Annotated in this window: 23 protein-coding genes and 1 pseudogene; 13 read left to right on the top strand and 11 right to left on the bottom strand. The window is 37.9% G+C overall.

Annotated elements, in window-relative coordinates; genetic code table 11:
• Positions 1-20: 20 nt before the first annotated feature.
• The 3 genes from HGD76_RS12210 (at position 21) to HGD76_RS12200 (ending at position 3,965) form a co-directional block, all read left to right on the top strand.
• Positions 21-1,085, top strand: a complete 1,065-nt coding sequence (locus HGD76_RS12210) for an NADH:flavin oxidoreductase/NADH oxidase (RefSeq protein ID WP_168695935.1) — start codon at positions 21-23, stop codon at positions 1,083-1,085.
• Positions 1,086-1,264: 179 nt separating this feature from the next.
• The gene (locus HGD76_RS12205; RefSeq protein WP_168695934.1) at positions 1,265-2,821 is read left to right on the top strand and encodes a DEAD/DEAH box helicase; all 1,557 of its coding nucleotides are present in this window, start codon (positions 1,265-1,267) and stop codon (positions 2,819-2,821) included.
• Positions 2,751-3,965 (top strand): DUF790 family protein, encoded by a 1,215-nt coding sequence (locus tag HGD76_RS12200; RefSeq protein WP_168632262.1) that lies wholly within the window; start codon positions 2,751-2,753, stop codon positions 3,963-3,965. Before HGD76_RS12205 ends, HGD76_RS12200 begins: the two co-directional genes overlap by 71 nt.
• A gap of 80 nt (positions 3,966-4,045) precedes the next feature.
• Here the strand turns inward: HGD76_RS12200 and HGD76_RS12195 are convergent, their stop codons facing one another.
• The 3 genes from HGD76_RS12195 to HGD76_RS12185 form a co-directional block, all read right to left on the bottom strand.
• Positions 4,046-4,306 carry a BrnA antitoxin family protein gene (locus tag HGD76_RS12195; RefSeq protein WP_096669913.1) on the bottom strand — a complete coding sequence of 87 codons (261 nt, stop codon included), beginning with the start codon at positions 4,304-4,306 and terminating at the stop codon, positions 4,046-4,048.
• Entirely contained in the window at positions 4,290-4,562 is a 273-nt protein-coding gene (locus HGD76_RS12190; protein ID WP_168495787.1) for a BrnT family toxin, read from the bottom strand. The genes HGD76_RS12195 and HGD76_RS12190 overlap by 17 nt, the downstream gene beginning before the upstream one ends.
• A gap of 197 nt (positions 4,563-4,759) precedes the next feature.
• A complete protein-coding gene (locus HGD76_RS12185) occupies positions 4,760-6,418 on the bottom strand; it encodes a DUF3352 domain-containing protein (protein ID WP_168695933.1) in 1,659 nt (552 codons plus the stop codon).
• A 614-nt stretch (positions 6,419-7,032) separates the two neighbouring features.
• Between HGD76_RS12185 and HGD76_RS12180 the strand changes: the two genes are divergently transcribed.
• Complete coding sequence (locus tag HGD76_RS12180; RefSeq protein WP_168695932.1) at positions 7,033-9,651, top strand: M1 family metallopeptidase; 2,619 nt, start codon at positions 7,033-7,035, stop codon at positions 9,649-9,651.
• 328 nt (positions 9,652-9,979) lie between these two features.
• On the opposite strand, the gene mrdA is transcribed toward HGD76_RS12180, so the two are convergent.
• Together mrdA and HGD76_RS12170 are read right to left on the bottom strand one after the other, a co-directional pair.
• Positions 9,980-11,758: a penicillin-binding protein 2 gene (gene mrdA / locus HGD76_RS12175; RefSeq protein ID WP_168695931.1), complete on the bottom strand. Its 1,779-nt coding sequence runs from the start codon at positions 11,756-11,758 to the stop codon at positions 9,980-9,982.
• Positions 11,759-11,784: 26 nt separating this feature from the next.
• The gene (locus tag HGD76_RS12170) at positions 11,785-11,961 is read right to left on the bottom strand and encodes a hypothetical protein (protein WP_168695930.1); all 177 of its coding nucleotides are present in this window, start codon (positions 11,959-11,961) and stop codon (positions 11,785-11,787) included.
• Between the two features lie 18 nt (positions 11,962-11,979).
• Between HGD76_RS12170 and HGD76_RS12165 the strand changes: the two genes are divergently transcribed.
• The 4 genes from HGD76_RS12165 (at position 11,980) to HGD76_RS12150 (ending at position 16,436) form a co-directional block, all read left to right on the top strand.
• Positions 11,980-13,116, top strand: a complete 1,137-nt coding sequence (locus HGD76_RS12165) for an ABC transporter ATP-binding protein (protein ID WP_168695929.1) — start codon at positions 11,980-11,982, stop codon at positions 13,114-13,116.
• Positions 13,117-14,199, top strand: coding sequence for a polyamine ABC transporter substrate-binding protein (locus HGD76_RS12160; protein WP_168695928.1), 1,083 nt, complete (start codon positions 13,117-13,119; stop codon positions 14,197-14,199).
• Positions 14,200-14,269: 70 nt separating this feature from the next.
• A complete protein-coding gene (locus tag HGD76_RS12155) occupies positions 14,270-15,151 on the top strand; it encodes an ABC transporter permease (RefSeq protein WP_210967776.1) in 882 nt (293 codons plus the stop codon).
• Between the two features lie 178 nt (positions 15,152-15,329).
• On the top strand, positions 15,330-16,436 hold the full coding sequence (locus tag HGD76_RS12150; protein WP_168695926.1) for a Gfo/Idh/MocA family protein: 1,107 nt from the start codon (positions 15,330-15,332) through the stop codon (positions 16,434-16,436).
• A 395-nt stretch (positions 16,437-16,831) separates the two neighbouring features.
• On the opposite strand, the gene HGD76_RS12145 is transcribed toward HGD76_RS12150, so the two are convergent.
• The 4 genes and pseudogenes from HGD76_RS12145 to HGD76_RS12130 form a co-directional block, all read right to left on the bottom strand.
• Positions 16,832-17,425 carry a hypothetical protein gene (locus HGD76_RS12145; protein ID WP_168695925.1) on the bottom strand — a complete coding sequence of 198 codons (594 nt, stop codon included), beginning with the start codon at positions 17,423-17,425 and terminating at the stop codon, positions 16,832-16,834.
• Positions 17,426-17,541: 116 nt separating this feature from the next.
• On the bottom strand, positions 17,542-17,880 hold the full coding sequence (locus HGD76_RS12140; RefSeq protein ID WP_148761409.1) for a type II toxin-antitoxin system HicB family antitoxin: 339 nt from the start codon (positions 17,878-17,880) through the stop codon (positions 17,542-17,544).
• A 93-nt stretch (positions 17,881-17,973) separates the two neighbouring features.
• Positions 17,974-18,234 (bottom strand): type II toxin-antitoxin system HicA family toxin, encoded by a 261-nt coding sequence (locus HGD76_RS12135; RefSeq protein ID WP_168695924.1) that lies wholly within the window; start codon positions 18,232-18,234, stop codon positions 17,974-17,976.
• Between the two features lie 348 nt (positions 18,235-18,582).
• Positions 18,583-18,804, bottom strand: a pseudogene (locus tag HGD76_RS12130) (cobaltochelatase subunit CobN); the annotation flags it as partial.
• A gap of 220 nt (positions 18,805-19,024) precedes the next feature.
• On the opposite strand from HGD76_RS12130, the gene HGD76_RS12125 reads away from it, so the two are divergent.
• Positions 19,025-19,276 (top strand): type II toxin-antitoxin system ParD family antitoxin, encoded by a 252-nt coding sequence (locus HGD76_RS12125; protein ID WP_148761413.1) that lies wholly within the window; start codon positions 19,025-19,027, stop codon positions 19,274-19,276.
• A 199-nt stretch (positions 19,277-19,475) separates the two neighbouring features.
• On the opposite strand, the gene HGD76_RS12115 is transcribed toward HGD76_RS12125, so the two are convergent.
• Both HGD76_RS12115 and HGD76_RS12110 read right to left on the bottom strand, forming a co-directional pair.
• Positions 19,476-19,787, bottom strand: a complete 312-nt coding sequence (locus tag HGD76_RS12115) for a HigA family addiction module antitoxin (protein ID WP_168695923.1) — start codon at positions 19,785-19,787, stop codon at positions 19,476-19,478.
• A gap of 76 nt (positions 19,788-19,863) precedes the next feature.
• Positions 19,864-20,142, bottom strand: a complete 279-nt coding sequence (locus HGD76_RS12110) for a type II toxin-antitoxin system RelE/ParE family toxin (protein WP_168695922.1) — start codon at positions 20,140-20,142, stop codon at positions 19,864-19,866.
• Positions 20,143-20,440: 298 nt separating this feature from the next.
• On the opposite strand from HGD76_RS12110, the gene HGD76_RS12105 reads away from it, so the two are divergent.
• From HGD76_RS12105 to HGD76_RS12090, 4 genes are all read left to right on the top strand, one after another.
• Positions 20,441-20,776 (top strand): type II toxin-antitoxin system Phd/YefM family antitoxin, encoded by a 336-nt coding sequence (locus tag HGD76_RS12105; protein WP_233467194.1) that lies wholly within the window; start codon positions 20,441-20,443, stop codon positions 20,774-20,776.
• Positions 20,777-20,845: 69 nt separating this feature from the next.
• Positions 20,846-21,145, top strand: coding sequence for a BrnT family toxin (locus tag HGD76_RS12100; RefSeq protein WP_168695921.1), 300 nt, complete (start codon positions 20,846-20,848; stop codon positions 21,143-21,145).
• Positions 21,142-21,342, top strand: a complete 201-nt coding sequence (locus HGD76_RS12095) for a hypothetical protein (protein ID WP_148761427.1) — start codon at positions 21,142-21,144, stop codon at positions 21,340-21,342. The genes HGD76_RS12100 and HGD76_RS12095 overlap by 4 nt, the downstream gene beginning before the upstream one ends.
• Before the next feature lie 174 nt (positions 21,343-21,516).
• Positions 21,517-22,461, top strand: coding sequence for a DUF1848 domain-containing protein (locus tag HGD76_RS12090; RefSeq protein WP_168695920.1), 945 nt, complete (start codon positions 21,517-21,519; stop codon positions 22,459-22,461).
• The last annotated feature ends 16 nt before the right edge of the window (positions 22,462-22,477 follow it).

The raw sequence follows: 22,477 nt of genomic DNA, 5'->3' as shown, positions 1-22,477 counted from the left end.
TATCCGCAGGACATTCAATTATGCCGCATTTATTTGAGCCATTAAATCAACGCAGTGTTAACTTTCCCAATCGCATTGCAGTGTCACCCATGTGCCAGTATTCCAGCGAAAATGGCTTTGCAAATGACTGGCATCTCGTTCACCTTGTCAGTCGTGCTGTGGGAGGTGCAGGGCTGATTATGACGGAAGCAGCGGCAATTGAGCCACAAGGACGAATTACACCGCAAGATTTGGGAATTTGGCAAGATGCCCACATTGAAATGCTGGCAAAAATTGTCGAGTCACTACATCATCATGGGGCTGTAGCGGGGATTCAGCTTGCTCATGCTGGTCGAAAAGCTAGTACCACACCACCTTGGGATGGAGGTGGAGAGCTTTCTGAATCTGAAGGAGGATGGACTCCAATCGCTCCCAGTGCTATTCCCTTTAGGTTAGAAAGTCCTGCTCCCAAAGCATTGAGTATTGAAGATATTAAAGAACTGATTGCATCATTTGTAAATGCGGCTCAACGTTCCCTAGCAGCCGGATTTAACTTAATTGAAATTCACGCGGCTCATGGTTACTTGTTGCATGAATTTATGTCTCCACTGAGCAATCAGCGGACAGATGAATACGGTGGCAGTTTTGAAAATCGGATTCGGTTTTTATGTGAAGTAGTTCAAGCCGTGCGAAACATTCTACCAGATCAGATGCCGCTGTGGGTGCGGATTTCTGCCATTGATTGGATTAGTGATGGTTGGGATATTGAGCAAAGTATTGCCCTCTGTCATATTTTAAAATCCCTGGGCGTTGATTTAATAGATTGCTCATCAGGGGGAATTGTCCCTGGAGAGAAATTTGTCGTTGGTGCTGGTTATCAAACTGCCTTTAGCGATCGCCTTCGCCGCGAAGCTAAAATCGCTACCGGAGCAGTGGGCATGATTACAGAACCGGCACAAGCCGATCAGATCCTTCGCACTGGACAAGCAGACATGGTGTTAATCGGTCGAGAAATGTTACGTGATCCTTACTGGGCAAGGCGGGCTGCAAAGCAACTACGCCAACTTGTATCAGTCCCCAAGCAGTATGATCGCGCCTGGCATTAAGAACATCTAAAACCAAATTAATATGAAGCTGCATAGAATACAATATCAAGAATAATTGACCGCAGATAAACGCAGATAAACGCAGATAAATATGGATGATTATTATTCTGTGCAGTCTCTCAATCCCCGTTTTGCGTTATGAGTAGTTACATCAGTGTAACTGGATTGAGAGAAAATAAATGGCTCGTCACCCGACTTTAACTTTTGATCGTGGCACGTTAATTTTACACCCACCACCACGCAGTAAAACTTGGATAGATTATGCAATTTGGGATGATAGAATTGAAAAATTCCGTATTCCGGCAATTAGATACCGTTCCTTAGTTGAAGCACTCCAAGCAGAAGCCACAGATTTTATTGATCAAGCCAAGGCTTTTTATCCCTTAGAGTTGGTTGCCAGTTTAGAAATGACTCCCTATCCTCACCAAAATGAGGCGTTAGCGGCTTGGAAACTCGCAGGACGACAGGGGGTAGTTGTGCTACCGACAGCAGCGGGTAAGACCTATCTAGCCCAAATGGCGATGCAAGCCACACCGCGCACGACATTAATTGTCGTCCCCACCTTGGATTTAATGCACCAGTGGTATGCTCACTTAGTAGCGGCTTTTCCTGACGGGGAAGTAGGTTTACTGGGGGGTGGTTCGCGGGATAGAACCGCAATTTTAGTTGCTACCTATGATAGTGCGGCTATTCACGCAGAAAGTTTGGGTAATAAATATGCCTTGATAATTTTTGATGAATGTCACCATTTGCCTACAGATTTTAACAGAGTTATTGCGGAATATGCGATCGCTCCCTATCGGTTAGGACTGTCCGCAACCCCAGAACGCACAGATGGTAAACACGCTGATTTAGATATCCTCATTGGTAAAGAAGTTTATCGCAAATGCGCTGAAGATTTAGCAGGAAAAGCTTTAGCTGCTCATGAAATTGTGCAAATTAAAGTTAAATTATCCCAATTAGAACGAGAAAAATATAATCAGTTAATTCAAACTCGCAATGATTTTTTAAAGCAATCAAAAATATCTTTAGGAAGTCTCCAAGGTTGGCAAATGTTTGTGCAAATGAGTGCGCGTTCTCAACCTGGACGTAGGGCAATGTTATCACATCGTCAAGCCAAAGAAATCGCTTTAGGCACAGATGGTAAAATCCGGGTACTTGTAGACTTATTAGCCACCCATTATCCCGAAAGAATTTTAATTTTTACCGCTGACAATGCCACAGTTTATCGCATTTCTCAAGACTTATTAATTCCCGCGATTACTCATCAAACACCAGTCAAAGAAAGACATGAAATCCTAACTAAATTTAAATCAGGTGAATATAATACTTTAGTTGCTTCTAATGTCTTAAATGAAGGTGTAGATGTCCCCGCAGCTAGTATTGCCATTATTTTATCAGGAACAGGTTCAACGAGGGAATATATTCAACGTTTAGGGAGGATTTTACGCAAAGGTAATATAGAAAATAAACAGGCAATTTTATATGAAGTCATAGCCGAAGATACCAGCGAAGAAGGAACTTCAGCCAGACGCAGAGGAGAAAATAATAGTCAGGAAGAAAAACCGCAAAGAGCAAATTTACAAGTTGTTTATAGTAGTGAAAAGAAAAGCGATTTAAAAGCAGCAGAACAGTTAGAAATTAATTATTCAACCGAAAAGAAAGATGTTACCAACAGACCTACTGATACACCGCCAAAACGGCGAAGAAATTATCCCAAAAAGACTGAAACTTGATCAAAAACATTTGAATCTAGCAACTGAATTAATTAGCTTTTTTCAGGAAGCAGTCGGAAAAACTCAAGGATTATTAGAACGTCAGTTAGCAGACTTTGAAGGAGATACCACAGATTACCGCATGAAACGGGGTTTAGCTTATATTCTGAAAAGTGGTTTTTGTACATTTGAAGTAGTTAGTCCCCTCGAACCTCCCATGTTAAGAGCAAAAGTATTTGCATTAGCAGCAAAATCCGTTGCTAGTCGAGAATCAACTGATATTATTTTAAATAAAATTGCTGATGATTTAAGTCAAGAACTCAACCAAGAAGTTTTACCTGCTCAAATAAAAAATGGACTTTATGCTGATTTATCAGAAAATAAAATTTTAACTGCTTTTGATGCACCTAAACCAGAAGAAGTTTTACATCGTTATAATTTATCTCAAGTCCAAGGAGTTTTTTATAAAGCTAGTCAATTAGTATTAAATGCACATCGCAATGTTCCCGGAGAATATAAACTCTTATTTCGTTATTTAAAGCTATTTCAACTAATGGCTTATATTGAAGGTGATGCTGATCATGGTTTTACAATTAGTGTGGATGGTCCTACCAGTTTATTTACTCCCAGCACCCGCTACGGTTTAGCCATAGCCAAACTAATTCCGGCTTTACTTCATGTCACCAAATGGAGTTTATCAGCAACCTTAAAAACCCGTGATTCTTATACAAACGAATGGAAAACCGGACGATTCACCCTCAATTCAGAATGTGGATTAGTATCCCATTATCCCCCAGGTAAACCCTATGATAGTATGTTAGAAGAATCCTTTGCGAGTAAATGGGATGCCTTAAAAAGTGGTTGGATCTTAGAACGAGAAGTAGATTTAATTCCCATTCCTGGTAGTGTGATGATTCCCGATTTTCGGCTAGTTCATCCAGACGGACGGGTGTTTATCTTAGAAATTGTCGGTTATTGGCGACCAGAATATTTACAAAAGAAATTTGCTCAAGTAAGAAAGGCAAATTGTGATAATTTGATCTTAGCAATTTCCGAAAGATTGAACCTAGAAAAAGCCGGAGTCAAACTAGATAACGTTCCCGCAAGGATAATTTGGTTTAAAGAAAAACTCTTACCAAAATCTGTATTAGCCGTCATGGAATAATCACAATTTTATATGAAACTGTACAGAATCATAAAAATCTGCGTTTATCTGCGTCTATCCGCGTTCAATTAATCATAAACTTAACTAACAAAAGTTACAGCCCGCAGTTCTTCTTGAAAAACTCGGCGTAGTGTATCTTCATCTAAGGGGGGTTTGGCTTGATCAAGATATTCTCGTAACGCTTGGTTCATCATTGTTTGATAACCTTTCCCTTCAGCGTCTCCTTTTTGTCTAAACGCTTCCAAAATATCATCATCAATATAGATGGTAATACGAGTTTTACCTTGTTGTGGGATAATCGCACCCCGTTTAGCCTGATCAAAATCATATTCCGGTTTCATATTCACGTCTCTCCTTAGGAGTAGCAGGACGGGCAGAAATTAAGCGAATGTTATCACCTCGATAGGTATAGACTACTACTAGCAACCGCCAAAGGTGATCCATCCCCATAATAATAAATCGTTGTTCACCTTGTGCTGATTGATCTTCAAAAGAAAGTGCATAAGGATCGAACAAGACGGCCTCAGCATCAGAAAAACTGACTCCGTGTTTTTGTAAATTGCTTTTAGCTTTTTCAGGATTCCATTCAACTTGCATACATATATTATATGTATTTGTGAGAATTATGTCTAAGGAATCGTAAAGTCTATTTTGACTAGAAATCTGATTCCAGTGAATAAGGTGCGTCAGAGAGAAGATATCTGTTTTTTACGAAATTATCGGGTCTGACGCACCCTACAAACTACTCTCCGCGCCTTGTGCGCCTCTGCGTGAAAAAAATTCAAAAAAGAATATTATTTCCCTTTAGCAGATTTAAGAGATAACAACATCTCCATTTGAGTCAGAGATTTACTAGGACTATTAACAGTCACACCAATACCACGAAGAGAATCGAGAATAGCAGTAGCGTCCGCAGGTAAAGGTTGACTTTGAGCGGATAAACGCTCAATTATGGTTTTGGTTTTTTCCATATCTAAATAGAAATAACCACCATTGGGTTTTTGTAAAGAACCTGTAACAGTTTTAAAAGTATCACTTTGATCAAGTGATGCACCTTTGCGATCTGCCAGTATTTCCGCAACGGGTCCACCAATAGCCAGAAATGCTGTATTATCATTGAGCCAACCATGTGCCACTAGAGCGCCTTGTTGGGGGATTTGCCATTCTGTGACATTTTTACCGCCAATGGTTCTTTGAGCGACATTCAGCCGTTGCTGTTTGGCAAAATTATCGAGTTTAGTGAAAGTGGCTTCAGCAGTTTTGCGATCGCTCGTATCTAATACTAGCGCACCTCCAAAACCGGTATTAGCTAATAAACCTTGATTAGATTGAATTGCACCTAAACCAAACTCTCCATTCATCCAGCCAAAAATATCTTTATCTAAATCAATTTGCAGGACTTTTAGTTGAGTCCGCGCTTGTTGAATTCCTTGATTTAATTCGGGATAATCTTTAGATTGTTCCACAAAAGTTTGCCAACTTTTACTAATACCTTGTCCACTAGCTAAAGCCAAAGTTTCACTGGGGAATTGTCCCACAATTTTGGCGGGAGTAGTTTGATATTCAAATTTATTCAGTTGGGGATCTAAATTCACAATTGCTTTTAATCTTAATCCGCCATCATCTATGCCCACACCTGCTGTTAGTGATTTGACTTGCTTAATTTGCGCGAGGGTTTGTGGAGGTAATTGTTTAGATTGAGGATTGAAAGCAGTTAATTGTTGTACCATATTGGCATAATCAGGAACATAAATTTGCGCTAAACTGTTTTTAACATCCACACCTTTGCTAAGAATATCATTTGCCCCTTCTTTACTAGCAAAAGAAGGTTCACCTTTATAGGTATCAATCGCTTTTTCTACAGATTGTTTATTGGATGTAAACAGCAAATGGTCATTATTCAAAACTGTTACATAAGTCGGTTGACCTTGACCAGTAGATTCGATAATTTTTTGACCTTTGTAGTCCGATTCCTGAATTTTGACGTTTTTTTGGTCTTTCAACTTATTGGCAAATTTCAAAGCAGCTATTTTATCTTTAATCCCTACCACTAACAAATAATTTGGGGCTTCGGAGGTGGGAAAGTTATTCTCGGATACTTTTTTTGCATCTGGTGGTAGTACCGCAATCATCACCCCACCAACCCAAGGTTTGATATCTGCTTCGTAAGAAATTTTATGATCATTCAACATTTGTTGGTTGAAACTCTGGAATTCTTTTGCCAGTAATTTCTGCGCTTCCGGTGTACCAAACTGCTGTAACTTATGCCAGGATTCAGGATTAGTGTCAATATAAGTTGCCATTAGAGCAGTTGCAGGTACTAATTTAGCACTACCTAAAGGACTAGAACTATCACCACCACCCTTTAGATACATATAAGCTGCTATGCCTCCTGCTATAATTACAGCAGTACCGATTACAGGGATTAAAAATGATGATTTCTTTTCAGACATTGGTAAATGCTCCTTGTTGTTGTAAATTTTATTGCAGAATCTACGCAATGATCATTGGTAGACAGAGGATTTTATCTAATGGAGAACCCATGAAAAACAAGTATATTTTGGGGATTTTGTTAACTTAGTTGACATCAGTAAATATCGCATATTGAGTATAAAAGGGTTGAAAATACCTGGCGGTTAGAGACAGTTTACAATCAAGTGGTGAAAAAACATAATTCCCAGAGATTTTGATGTTTAAATCCTTTTTTTATCCCTAATTTCCGCTAATTTTACGGTAATTGCTGATATAATTAACGGTTTATGCTCACCAAAAAGTTGTAATTGGGTCTAAATAATACTCCATTATGGTCAAGGCTGAATCCGCAAATGATATCTTATTCCTGTGAAAACAATAGTCAATTTCTCATCTCCAAGTTATTCTAAAACTAATCTATATGGAAAATTAGTAGTATTTGTACTCAATAACAAATGATCACGGATCAAGATTTTCTTGAATCAAGGTAGCGAAGAATTTGCTGATCAAAAAATGTCATACTACGCTACACTTCTTTACTTGTATGATTTACATCCCATTAAATCTTTTAGAATTAGAAGGCTAGAAATAATAAATGTTGCAGTTTTATTTTGATACCGAAAAAACCGGACACAAACGTTTTGAATTACCAGGGGCAAAACCACACTATAACCCTGACCGACCTGGACAGGTAGAACATATTTTTCTGGATCTGAGTTTGGATATCCCTAACCAAAGTTGCTACGGAACTTGTAGTATTCGCCTATTACCAGTGCGGAATGGGATTGATAGATTGACTTTGGATGCGGTAAATCTGAAGATCACCGCTGTACAAGTAAACGCAGTTGAGCAAAAATTTGAATATGATGGCGAAAAACTTGGTATTTACCTGTCACAACCCACTGAAATTGGTCATCGCTTGTTAATTGCGATCGCCTACGCCGCCGAAAAACCCCAACGGGGCATTTACTTTATTCAACCAAACAAACACTACCCCCACAAACCGACCCAAGTCTGGACACAAGGAGAAGACGAAGATTCTCGCTACTGGTTTCCCTGTTTCGACTACCCTGGACAATTATCAACTTCAGAAATTCGCGTTCGTGTTCCCAATCCCTTAGTAGCTATCTCCAACGGTGAACTAATTGACACCGTAGAGGAGGCAAAATACAAAACCTACCATTGGTCACAACAACAAGTTCATCCTACCTACTTGATGACCTTAGCCGTTGGTGATTTTGCGGAAATTCGGGACGAGTGGCATGGTAAAGCTGTTACCTACTACGTCGAAAAGGGACGAGAAGCAGATGCTCAACGTAGCATGGGCAAAACTCCCCAAATGATTGAATTTCTCAGTGAAAAGTATGGTTATCCTTACGCTTTCTCCAAATATGCTCAAGTTTGCGTAGACGACTTTATTTTTGGAGGCATGGAAAATACTTCCACAACTCTATTAAGTGACCGATGTTTACTAGACGAACGAGCAATATTAGATAATCGTAATACCGAAAGTTTAGTTGTCCACGAACTTGCACACCAATGGTTTGGGGATTTGGTGGTAATTAAACATTGGTCCCATGCTTGGATTAAGGAAGGTATGGCTTCCTATTCAGAGGTAATGTGGACCCAACGGGAATATGGCGACCAAGAAGCCGCATATTATCGGTTAAAGGAAGCGTGGAGTTATTTAAGTGAAGATAGCAGTCGCTACCGCAGACCCATGGTAACTCATGTTTACCGCGAAGCAATTGAACTTTATGACCGCCACATTTATGAAAAAGGATCTTGTGTTTATCACATGATTCGGGCAGAATTGGGCGATGAATTATTTTGGCAAGCAGTCCAAACATTTGTTCAAGACAACGCCCACAACACTGTCGAAACTATAGACTTATTAAGAGCAATTGAAAAAGCCACAGGACGAAATTTGGCTTTCCTGTTTGATAAATATGTCTATCGTGGTGGTCATCCTGATTTTAAAGTAGCTTATGCCTGGGATGGTGACGCAAATTTAGCGAAGGTGACAGTCACCCAAACCCAAGCCAAAGCCGATAGTAAGGATTTATTTAATCTCAGGATTCCCATTGGTTTTGGATATAAAGAAAATTCCCAACTCACAACTTTTACAGTTCGGGTACATGAAAAAGAACAAAGTTTTTACTTTCCACTAACACAAAAGCCTGATTTTATTAGCTTTGATGTGGGCAATAATTACTTAAAAACAGTCAAGTTAGAATTTCCAATTTCCGAATTAAAAGCCCAATTAGAATTTGATCCTCATCCCATTTCTCGCATTTATGCTGCGGAAGCTTTAGCGAAAAAAGGCGGATTAGAAGCGACTTTAGCCCTATCCTCAGCTTTGAAAAATGAGCCTTTTTGGGGTGTGCGGGTCGAAGTTGCTAAGGAATTGGCAGAAATTCAATTAGATCAAGCTTTTGATGGTTTAGTAGCTGGATTAGATGATCCTAGTCCCTTTGTGCGGCAGGCTGTGATTAGTTCTTTAGCGCGAATTAAAACTCATGATAGCTATAAAGCTGTAAAGAGTGTTGTCCAACATGGGGATGCCAGCTACTATGTAGAAGCTGCGGCTTGTCGGACTATTGCGGCTATAGCAGCGGCACATTTGGAAGATAAACCCCATGAAGACAAGGTAATCAAGTTACTCAAATCTGTTTTAGAAGAACGGGCTGGTTGGAATGAAGTTGTCCGCAGTGGGGCTGTGGCTGGTTTAGCTGAATTCAAATCCTCAGAAGCAGCTTTAAGTTTATTACTGGAATACACGAAAGCTGGGATACCGCAACCATTACGTCTTGGTGCAATTCGCGCTGTTGGCAAAATTTCCACTGGTCAAACTCCCGCTAATATCGAACGAATTTTAGACCGATTAGCGGAAATTGCTAGAGAGACTTTCTTTTTAACTCAGGTAGCGGTTTTAACAGCCTTGGGACAAATGGAAACTCCCAAAGCCATTGGTATTTTGCAATCTTTAGCCAATCAAACCGCAGATGGCCGTGTTCGTCGCTATGCTGAAGAGGAAGTGAGTAAAGTGCAAAAGAATATTGGCACAGACAAAACCCTGAAGCAATTACGTGAGGAACTTGATCAAATTAAACAGCAAAATCAGGAATTGAAAAGCCGACTGGAAAATTTGGAAGCGAAATCAAATTCAGAGGCAACGGGGAACGGGGAACGGGAAACAGATAAGAGGTTTTGAGCAACTTTACTTTTCGTTACATATTACTCTTCGAGAAGCCGCTCCGCGTCTACGGTTTTTTTCCGTTTACCTACTTAGTCTGTCAAATTTATTTTGACGGGTTTTTGGTAGTGCGGGCATCTTGCCCGCTAATCATCAAGGATGACTAAAAACTTTTTGGATTTTTAGGTGTCAATTCTGGGGTTTTCAGCCTATTTTCTGATAACTCTACTTTAGGTAGTAGAAATATTTTTTGAGGTTGATTAGTCTTAAATTTATTAATGCCTGAAAAACGTATATGTACCCTGGAGATAATTTCAGGGTATTTTTTTGTGTTTTTAACAATCACCTATTTTCGAGCAAAATGTTTTTCCATTATTTCTAAAATCATGGGTGCTGCAACACTACCACCACCACCACCGGAATGTTCCGCAAAGGCCACCACTAAAATTTCTGGCTTATCCGCAGGTGCATAAGCCCCAAACCAAGCGTGATTTTCTTTAACTCCTTTCTTCCAAGCTTCAGCCGTCCCACTCTTACCGGCTACCGGGGGAAGAGAGGGGACATTTAATACCTTACCCGTACCTTCAGTAATTACCTTCCGCAATCCCTCCCGCAAAATTTTGACAGTTGTGGGCTTGAGATTTAATGATTCTCTCCAGCTTCTAGCTTCTTCATTATCTTTCAACACATGGGGTTGGACGCGATAACCATCATTAGCCGGGACAGCAAACATGACTGCGACTTGTAAAGGTGTAGTTTGTAAAGCACCTTGGCCAATAGACATATTCACAGTGTCACCGACACTCCAAGGTATCTTCCATGTTTTCTGTTTCCAATTTTCATCGGGAACTAAACCCTTGGACTCTTCTGTAGTAAATTCAAAGCCGGTTTTTTGACCAAATCCATATTTACGAGTCCATTCGATCAATGTTGGTCCACCGACTCGCTTACCAATTTGATAAAAGAAGGTATCGCTACTCCACTGCATCGCTCCTACAAAACCCAATGGTCCAAAACCAGCATGATTCCATTCACCAAAGGTAGTCCCACCAATAGTTAAAGAACCGTAGGTTTGTAATACCGTATCAGGAGAAAATTTACCTGATTCTAGTGCAGCGGTTGTGGTGACGATTTTAAAGGTACTGGCTGGAGGAAAGACACTAATGGCACGATTGACTAAAGGATGTTCAGAACCTTGGACAGTTTCCCAATCTTTTTGAGAAAGTTTTTGTTTAGAAAAGATATTGGGGTCAAAGGTGGGATGAGATACCATGGCTAAGATAGCCCCATTTTTAGGGTCAATGGCGACTATTGCGCCATTGCGTTTACCTAAAGCTTTTTCTGCTGCCATTTGTATATCTAAATCTATGGTCAAGTGCAGATCATTACCAGCTTTCGCTTGTTTGCTTCCCAATATTCGTAGAGGTCTACCGCTACCATCTACTTCTATTTGCTGCCCTCCCCATTCACCTCTTAACAATTTTTCATACGCTTTTTCTACTCCCATTTGACCCATGACATCTCCTAATCTGTAGCCTTCAGCTTTCTTTTTTTCCAACTGTTTAGCGGTAACTTCACGGGTGTAGCCAAGTATATGAGCCAACTCTTGACCATGAGGATAATAACGCACCGCTTCAGTATTTATTTCTACTCCTGGTAGTTCATTTTCATACTCTTTTAAGGCTGTTACCTGTGCTTCGTTTAAATTGCGAGCGATGCGAATTAGTGAAGAATGATTAACAGCAGATTGTTCAAGTGTTTTCTCGATCTCTTCTGGGGAGGTGTCGAGAATTTTGGCTAGACGTGGACCAACTACCGGCCAGGAGGGTTTGGTATGTGCCATTGGCCACAAATATACAGATCGGGGATAACGGGTGCTGGCTAATAATTTACCATTTCGGTCAAAAATATTACCTCTTTCTGGTTGTTTGGAAATAATCCGAATCCGATTAGATTCTGCGCGGATGCGGTGGTTTTTTCCTTCGATAATTTGTAAATATATTAATCTAGCGCCGATACCAGATAACATTAATAATGTGAATAAAATTACAAATGTGGATTGGACACCACGTCCAACTGTGCGTGTATTTTTTTTTATACTAAATAATGATGATAAGATAGCCATAGGAATTGGGGAGTGGGGAGTGGGGACTAGGGACTGGAACTGACAACGAACAACTGTACGGGCGAAGCATTTGGAGAACTGTTTTTGGCAATGACCGATAATTTATCTTCCAAATGCTTCGGCTGTACGGGCGAAGCATTTGGAGAACTATTTTTGGCAATGACCGATAATTTATCTTCCAAATGCTTCGCCCCTACTGACAACTGACAACTGACAAGATTATGGCTCAAACTGCGATACAGAATCAAAGAGGTTCAAAAACATTACAGCCACTTGATGTTGAATTGCGTAACGTATTTAAGTTTTTCAACCAAGAACCCGCAGTCCAGGGAGTGGATTTGGATGTTAGACAGGGAGAGTTCTTTAGTATTTTAGGTCCATCTGGTTGTGGAAAAACAACGACACTCCGCTTAATTGCTGGATTTGAAAGGGTGGATGCTGGGAAGTTACTCATTCAAGGTCAGTTAATGACTGATGTTCCTCCTTATCTGCGACCTGTGAATACTGTATTTCAAAGTTATGCTTTATTTAATCACTTGAATGTGTGGGAAAACATTGCTTTTGGATTGCGATTAAAAAAAATATCCAAATCGGAAATTGCTAGTCGCGTTACAGATGCTTTGAAACTAGTAAAAATGGAAAGTTTGCGATCGCGTGTTCCCAGTCAACTCTCCGGTGGTCAGCAACAGCGGGTAGCCTTAGCCAGGGCTTTGGTTAATCGTCCCGCAGTCATTCTCCTCGATGAACCTTTGGGAGCATTAGACTTAAAACTTCGCAAGGAGATGCAGGTTGAGTTATCTAATCTTCACAAGGATTTAGGGTTAACTTTTGTGATGGTGACACATGATCAGGAAGAAGCACTATGCTTATCTGATCGCATTGCGGTGATGAATCAAGGCAAAATAGAACAAATTGGTACTCCTAGCCAAATTTACGAAAGTCCGCAAACACCTTTTGTGGCTGACTTTATTGGTGATACTAATCTATTTAGCGGTGAAATTGTGGAAGTAGATGCAGAATCTGTGACAATTTCTACTAAAACCGGATTAACCATGATTGTTGGTCGTAATGAACAAACTCCTCTAAAAATAGCTCAAAGTGTTGTTGTTAGTGTGCGTCCTGAAAAAATTCAACTTTCCCTTTATCAACCTAATATACCCACAAATTGTTTCGAGGGACGACTAATTAATGTCATGTATTTAGGAACTCATGTTAATTATGTTGTGGAATTAATCAATGGTGTTAACCTCAATGTTTTACAACCCAATACTTATGGTAGCTTACCAGATAGGACTACACCCATTTATGCTTGGTGGGAAAAATTTGACTGTTTAGCTATTAGTCAAGATGTAAATTAGATGACTAACAGACGGAATTTTCTCAAAAAGATGGCGGCATTTTCTACCTTATCTTTAGGTAGTTGTGGTTGGCGACTAGCTAATGTGGGGTCAAACTATATTAGCTCTAATCAAAGTGACAAACTATATATTTATACCTGGACTCAATATACAGATAAAGAATTAATAACTACCTTCACGACCCAAACAGGTGTGAAAGTAATAGCAGATGTATATGAATCCAATGATGTGATGTTGGCTAAGTTGCAAGCTGGAGGTGGTGGTACTTATAGCATCATTTACCCATCTGACTATATGGTACAAAAGATGGCGGAAAAAGGGTTATTAATAGAAATAGATCATAGCCGTTTAATTGGCTTAGATAATTTATTTCCCCAATTTCATAGTCCTAGTTATGACCCTAATAACCGTTACAGTCTTCCTTTTAATTGGGGAACAACGGGTTTATTATATAATTCAGAAAAACTCACAAATGCCCCAGAAGATTGGGAGTATCTTTGGCAAAATCAATATCAACTAAATAAACGCTTTACCTTACTCAATGATGTGCGAGAGGTAATGGGTGCAACATTACGGATGTTAGGTTATTCCTATAATTCCCAAAATAAAAATGAGGTTAAAGAAGCATATCAAAAATTACAAATATTAAAACCTGCTATTGCGGCTTTTGATACAGATGCTTGGCAAAATAAAATTCTGGCGGGAGATTTAGCGATAGCTATGTGTTATTCTGCTGATGCCGTCAAAATTTGCCAGGAAAATCCCAAACTCAAATTTGTAATTCCTCGCAGTGGTTCTTCATTATGGACTGATACTATTGTCATTCCCAAATCTAATCCTAATATAGCTGGTGCTTATGCCTGGATTAATTTAATTTTGCAACCAGAAGTAGCAGCAAAAATTTCTGAAAGATTATATATTTCTACTCCTAATCGGGCAGGATTTGAACAGTTACCAAAAGCAATTCAAGAGAATACTAATTTATTTCCTCCTCAATCACTTTTAGCAAAATGTGAACGTCTGACACCTTTAGGAAAATTTGAAGAAATTTATGAACGCTATTGGACTCAATTACTAACTTAAAAAATGGTAATTGGTGACAGGTAATGGGTAATGGGTAATGGGTAATTAAATAATAATCACTAATTTGCAAATGGAATCTTCTAGCGACCTGAACAAAATAGAGAAATTACAACCTGCTGGGAAAAATTGGTTATCTCCTTCGGGCTTACTAGCACCATCTGGTATTTGGTTATTAATGTTGCTAGTTTTGCCAACATTAATAATTTTTGAGTTAAGTTTAGTCCCAGATATTCGACCAGGAGATTTAGTAAATCCCAGCGGTTTAGGTAACTATCTTCGCATTTTTGAACCGATTTATTTAAAGGTGATATTCAACTCACTTCTTTTGGCATTTGGTACTACTATTATTACTTTAATTTTAGGTTTTCCCGTTGCTTATTGGATTGCTTTAATAGCACCGAAGCGGTGGCAAACTTTATTAGTATTAGCTTTTGTTTTACCTTTATGGACTTCTTCTTTATTGCGTTCTTACGCATGGATTACAATTTTACGTCCCACTGGATTATTAAATAGTATATTAGCCAGTTTTGGTTTACCCGCTATCAATATTTTGAACAGTAACTTAGCGGTATTAATTGGCATGAGTTACAGCCTGTTACCCTACATGGTATTAATTTTATATGCTTCCTTAGAAAAGTTAGATAAACAATTGTTAGAAGCTGCTGCTGATTTGGGTGCAAATCCCATGCAAACCTTTGGGAAAGTGACTGTACCTCAAGTTTTACCAGGAATTGCGGCTGGTTCGCTACTAGTTTTTATTACTGGGTTGGGAGATTTTATAGACCCAGAATTACTGGGTGGTGCTTCGAGTATGACTGCTGCGCGGTTAGTTTATAATCAGTTTTTAGGTGCTAGTCAAAATTGGGGATTTGGTTCAGCACTGAGTATGACCTTGATTTTGATGGTGAGTATTGCCATTTCTTTCGTGATTAAATTTGATCAAACTAAATAATTGATTTTCTATCTTCACAAAGGTACAATTATTTTTAACTTACCTTTGGGGGTTAAAGTCCCCTGCTTCTACAAGCAGCGGGTTTTGCGTCGGGGTAAAATCCCCGTTGCAAAACGTAATTCTAAATTCTAAATTCTAAATTCTGCATTCTTTTAAGTAAACTTAGCAAAGACTAAACATGATTGGGGTAGCAGTTGTTGGCACGGGATTTGGTCAAAAAGTCCATGTTCCCGCATTTCAAGCACATCATAATACTAAGATTGTCGCTGTTTATCATCGAGATGTCAATAAAGCAAAAACTATTGCAGAAGCTCATAATATCCCTTATGCAAGCGATAATTTAGCAGAAATTCTAGCTTTACCGACAGTTGAAGCTGTTAGCATTTCCACACCGCCATTTTTACACTATGAAATGGCTAAACAGGTTTTGCAAGCTGGTAAACATCTTTTGTTAGAAAAACCTATAACTTTAAATGTCAATGAATCTCAAGAATTATATCAATTAGCCAAAAATCAAGGTGTAATTGCCACTGTAGATTTTGAATTTCGGTTTGTTCCAGAATGGCAATTTTTTGCTCAACTTCTTGCTGAAAATTATGTGGGGAATATCCGATTAATTAAAATTGATTGGTTGGGTTCTTCTCGCGCTGATACTTCTCGTCCTTGGAATTGGTATTCTACTCAAGAAAAAGGTGGTGGTGCTTTAGGTTCTTTAGGTTCTCATGCTTTTGATTATATTAATTGGTTATTTGGTCCAGTTCACAAATTAAACGCTCATTTAATTACTGCTATTTCGGAAAGAGTTAATCCAGTAACTGGAGAATTACAAGCAGTTGATACTGATGATACTTGTTTATTATCTCTAGAATTGGCAAATGGTACACCTTGCCAAGTTGCTATTAGTGCGGTTGTTCATGCAGCTAGAACTCATTGGATAGAAGTTTATGGTGATAAGGGAACATTAGTTTTAGGTAGCAAGAATCAAAAAGACTATATTCATGGTTTTCGGGTTTGGGGTTCTCAACCGGGAGAATCTTTAACAGAAATAGCAATTCCCCAACAATTTCTCTTTCCTCAACATTATCATGATGGGCGAATTTGTGCTTTTCTTCGTGTTGTTGATGAATGGGTAAAAGGAATTACTAATCATCAAGAAATTACCCCTTCTTTAAAAGAAGGGGTAATTTCGCAATTGTTAATGGATTTATCCCATGAATCTCATGAAACAGGAAGTTGGGTAAATGTGCCAAGTTTGGAAGAGTTGGTTCTACCGCTCCCCTTGTGATTAAATATCCCTTTTATATGTTCAGAACCATTGATGTATATAGGTTTTATCCAAATTAATAGCGATTCCTAGGTCGCGCTAGTTCCCTCCGGGACGCTACCGCGAACGCGATCGCATCCCCAACATCCCAAAAGCGAACTGCTTGCAGCAGCGCTTCGCTATCGCACTTCCCCACACCCTCAAACGCGATTCCTAGGTCGCACTTCGCTATCGCATCCCCCACAGCCCAAACATTGATCGCATCCCCACACATCCCCAAAGGCGAACTGACAAGTCAGCGCTTGCGCTATCGCACTCCTACATCCCCAAACAACGAATTGAAAAGTCAGCACTTGCGCTATCGCTCATCCCCCACTCCAAACAAGTGTTACTTACAAGCAGGGGATTAGTATTGTCTATAGATCAATTTGTTTTCTATCAAAAGTCAAGCTTACAAGAACACTAAATGGTATTTGAATTTTAGAGGAAGGTGATACTATCTCAATTACCCCTTTTTGCCAAATATTTTTCCAGCAGATAATAAGTTTTGTCTTTGTGTAAGCAGGAATACTTATCTGGGTTGTCTCAGTTCTCTTATATGTAACTCCTTCGGTAATGGAGTATTTTGTCTTTATCGTTTCCTCGACACTATTTTTGAGGGTTGATGTAATACCTGACTTTATTTCTGACTTAACTCCTGCTTCAACACCTATTGATGATTCCAAGGAAGAAGCAAGATCAGAACCATGTCCTTTTTTATTTGCTTTTTCATACTCTAGATTAAATTGCCGTGACCATTGTTTGCTAAACTCAAAGGTTTCCACAGAGGTACTGCTACTTTTTGATCTATCAATCAGTATCGGCTCTTGAGTTAAGAACTCCTCATATATTTCAAGCTCTTTAATCTGTATTTCATCTGTTCTAACGTCGTCAGGTATGGACTGTGCTGGGCGAACGCTAAATACTTGCGAGGAGCGATTCTGACCGGGATCAAAAAGATCAAAAAACATGGTATTAATTTCTTCAATTTATGAACTGTTTAATATTCAACTAAAAGTATAGGTGATGTGATGTATTGAATACATTTTCCATATTACCAAAACATCCCCAAATTCAAAATAATGATCTATGCTTTAACTGATTTTTCAGCAGCATTGATTAACATTTCATCCATCCAAGCATTGATACTTTTTCCTGCTTTTTTAGCTGCAATAAAAATTTTCCGATGATGTTCTGGAGTTGTACGAAATGGTAATTTTCCTGAAAAAGGTTTATCAGGTTCTTCTCCTAATTCTTTACAAAAAGCTAGATAGCCATCAATAGAAGTTTCAAATTCTTGACGTGCTTCTTCGACAGTTTTAGCTTTAAAAGTAACAACATCATTAATATCTAGAACACGACCAAAAAGTATTCCTGCTTCTACATCTACTTCAATTGATGCTGTATATCCTTTATAAGTCAACATAACTCTAATAACCTCAACTCGATTTTATTGTGGTAGGGGCAATTTTTGGAATTACCCCAAATCTTCAATATGGCCTAATTATAAATCAACTAATTATGGTTCAACTCCTGCTTTTGTCAAAAATTCACGTACAGATTTAACAGTTCCTTTATCTGTTTCTTTATGGGGATGTGGTTCATGAAAATGACCTTTAACATCATTTAATTTAACTCCTACTCTTGAACCGCTACCTTGACTAATATAAGCACCTAAAGCTATAAATAGACTTTCAATATCTTGCCAAATAATATTTGCTGGTACAGGATTTGTAAAAATTAATTCTAAAGTTTTTCTTTGTTTATTGTTGAGATCCATTCATTACTCCCCGGTGATGTTACTACTGGTTCATAAGCCAGCCAAGCTAAAGAAAGTTGCAACCTTTCAATGAAGCTACTGACATCACATATTAAGTATAAAAGCGTTGAATCTAGCTTTACAGAACGTTTCATTGTTTTGTTAACACCTTTCCTTAACTTGTATTTGGTTACGACCTAATTACTATGATATCACAATATGATGTCATGTCAAGAGATCAACTGAAATAATAATCTCAAAACAGTTGGTTACTCTGAGTGATTAATTTGTCATCATAAATACATAAAAAATAGGGACACAGATATCCGTGTCCCTAAACTTGATACGCGTTATCCAGACTGAAAATGTTTACTCAATTCCCTCAATCCGGTTTTCTACCTCCTGATACAACTCACGTAACCGGTCTAAATTCTCCTCGCTAGTCTCCCAATAACCGCGTCCATTCATTTCCAACAAAGTAGAAACAATCTTGCGGAAAGAATGAGGATTGAGATTCATCAAACGCTTTTGCATTTCCTCATCTTTGATGAAAGTTTCGTTCGTGTCCTCATAAATCCAATTATCCACAGCGCTTCGCTATCGCACTCCCAAATCCCCAAAAGCGATACCTTCGGTCAGTGCTTCGCTATCGCACCTTCAACAGCGATTCCTAGGTCGCGCTTCGCTATCGCACTCCCAAATCCCCAAACAGTGATTCCTAGGTCGCGCTATCGCATTAAATATTTGATTTGACAAAAATTGACAATATTTGCCATAATTAAATAATCAGCAAAATAAACACTTATTAGCTATGACTACAGTAAATATTTCTCTTCCCGATTCTATGCGGGACTTTATCAATGAACAGCTTGAAAAAGGTGGCTACAGTACAACCAGCGAATATATTCGACACTTAATTCGTCAAGACTTAGAAAAAGTCCAAAAATCACGAATAGAAAAATTACTATTGGAAGGATTAGATAGCGGTGAAGCAATTGAGATTACGGATGAATGGTGGGAACAAAAACGTACCCAACTTCTTGAAAGAATTCGCAAATCATAGCAATGATTAGAAAAATTGTCATTAGACCAAAGGCTAGTGCTGATCTGGATGAACAGTTTACTTATATTGCACAGAGTAATTTTGACGCAGCATTGAGTTTTTTTGATGCTACTAGGCAGACTTTTTCACAAATAGCAAAACTACCGGGTGAGGGTTGATTTTTCTCACTTATTCAGCAAGCCCTAAATATCGCTAACTTCTAACCCAAAGTCATAACTTGCTCATATTCTTCCTTATGGCTTTGCAAAGCATCCCAAACATCAACCTTTTGCTGAAGATTTAACCAAAGTCTTGGTCCATTACCTAAAGCTTTACCAAGACGAATTGCAATATCTACAGTAATTGATTTTTCACCATTAATAATTTGCTGAATTGTTTGATTAGATACTCCTAAAATTTCTGCAAAATTGCTAGGATTAATATCTAAATCATCTAAGATATCTGCAATTACTTCACCTGGATGTATTGGTCTTACTAATCTATCTTGAGTAATATCTTGCAAATTATTCATAATCAATACTCCTTAATAAATTTTACTACCGTTAGTTAGCAATCTCTAAGCAATTAAGATCATATTAACACAGGAATTAATGATAATCTTCAAGATTGACATCATAAGCATCACCATCTTCAAATTTAAAGGTTATCCGCCAGTTTCCCGATACCTTAATTGACCAAGTTCCTTTTCTATCTCCTTTCAATTCATGCAAATCATATCCCGGTAATCTAATATCATCTACAATTAAAGCTGAGTCTATAACTTCTAATCTAATTCTAATTTTCTTTTCTAAATTTGCGGGAACTCCTTTATTAAAATTTTCTCTGAATAGATTTTGCAATGCTTTACTTTTAAATGTTTGAATCATCTTGAATTTTATATCATTATGTAGATTATACAAAGTTTCTACCTACAGTTACGCGATCGCACCCCACATTTCCAAACAAGCGATTCCTAGGTCGCGCTTCGCTATCGCACCCCCAACATCCCTAAAAGCGAACTGCTTGCAGCAGCGCTTCGCTATCGCACCTCCTCACAACCCTAACAAGCGATTCCTAGGTCGCGCTTCGCTATCGCACTCCCCACATCCCAAAACAGCTATATCTTCCCTTGACAAAATATTTTCATACAATTAACATGAAATTATCAAATAATTTGTTGAAATTATGATGTTTAGCCTAAGCGATATTCACCCCTTATCAGAATTTCAGCGCGGAGCAAAGATGTTTCTGGATAAGTTAAAAGAAACTCAATCTCCCATTGTGCTGACTGTGAATGGTAAAGCTGCTGCTGTGGTTCAAGATGCTGAAAGTTATCAAAAACTGATTGATAGACTGGAATTACTGGAATCTGTTACTAAGATCCGTCAAAGTATAAATGAGTTTAAACAAGGCGAGGGTATGCCCTTAAATCAAGCATTTGCAGAATTTAAGGAAAACTATGCGAACGCTATCGCTCTCCCACATCCTCAACCAGCGATCGCTACGTTAAACTACCGATAATACTGTCAAGGTATAAAATTATGGTATAATTATGGGGTCAACTTATTTAATCTTTTGTAATTTATAAATTTGCGTTATAATTTTGATTGGAATCCAGCAAAAGAAAAACAGAATATTCGTAAACATCAAATCAATTTTCGTTTAGCATCAACTGTTTTTCGTGATCAATATCAATTAAGTTCATATGATGAAGAACATAGTGATTATGAAGACAGATGGATTACTATAGGTTTAGATGAAACGTGTATTTTAAGGGTTGTTATTCATACTTTTGAACAAACAGATGAAGATTCATATTTGATTCGTATTATTTCAGCACGAAAAGCAACTTTTAATGAACAACAGTATTATCAAGGAGGAAAGCTATGAAAGCAGAATATGATTTTTCACAAGCTGAACAAGGTAAGTTTTATAATGCTGATGCAACTTTTCATTATCCGATTTACCTTGAACCAGATGTTGATAATTTTCTCAAGAAAATTGCTCAGGACAAAAACATTGATGTGCAAATTTTAGTCAATGAATGGTTGAGAAATAATATTAAATTAATTGAAAGTATTCAGTAAAAGCGATTCCTAGGTCGCGCTTCGCTATCGCACTCCCAACATCCCAAAACAGCGATACCTTCGGTGCGCTTTGCTAACGCATCGGTAAGTTAATTTTTTTTTAAATTCTGTAGAAATTTTCATAAATTGATTACTCTTAAAGTATGAAAACGTCTACTCAATAGGAAAACTAAAATGATTATTAGTGTTAGCAGACGTACTGATATTCCGGCATTTTTCCCAAAGTGGTTTATTAACCGTATTAGATCAGGTTATTGTGTAGTTCCAAATCCTTTTAATCGAAATCAACTTTCTCGTATAAATCTAACTCCAGAAAATGTAGAAATTATAGTTTTCTGGACAAGAAACCCTAAACCTTTGCTTTCTTATATACAAGAATTAGATGAAAGAGGATATCAATATTATTTTCAGTTTACTGTTATGAACAATCCTAATTTTATAGATACTAATAAATCTGAGTTATCTTATGCTATTAAAACATTTCACCAATTAGCTGATTTAATAGGTTTTCAGAAAATTATTTGGCGATATGATCCTATTGTTTTTAGTGATTCAGGTAAAATTGATTTGAATTTTTATCTTGATCAATATGAAGTTATTGCTAGTCAATTGTCTGGTTATACTCAGAGGTGTGTAATTAGTTTTATGGATAAATATCAAAAAAATAATAAGCGTCTAAAGAAAATAGAAAAAGAGCAAAATATTGAGTTTTTGAATTTTGAGAATATTCCTGAAGTTTTTAGTAAATTTATACCCTCATTAGTGAATATTGCAAATACATATAATATGCAAGTTTTTACTTGTTCTGAGTTAATAGATTTAGAACTTTATGGTATAAATCATGGTAAGTGCATAGATGATGATTATATTCATCAAGTATTTAATATAGAAGTTAATCATCAAAAAGATTCTGCTCAAAGAGAAACCTGTGGTTGTGTCAAAAGTAAAGACATTGGTATGTATGATACTTGCTTATTTGGGTGTCAATATTGCTATGCAACCACAAGTTTTGATAAAGCTAGAGAAAATTACCGACTACATCATCCTGAATCACCTTCTTTAATTGGATGGTATGATATTGAAAAGAAATCTGATGTTAGACAATTAGAACTATTTTAATAGTCAATTATTGCCA

This window comes from Dolichospermum flos-aquae CCAP 1403/13F (assembly GCF_012516395.1).
In the GTDB taxonomy this organism is placed as follows: domain Bacteria; phylum Cyanobacteriota; class Cyanobacteriia; order Cyanobacteriales; family Nostocaceae; genus Dolichospermum; species Dolichospermum lemmermannii.
Note: the sequence above shows the minus strand (reverse complement) of the source record. Positions and strands in the feature narration are given on the sequence as shown.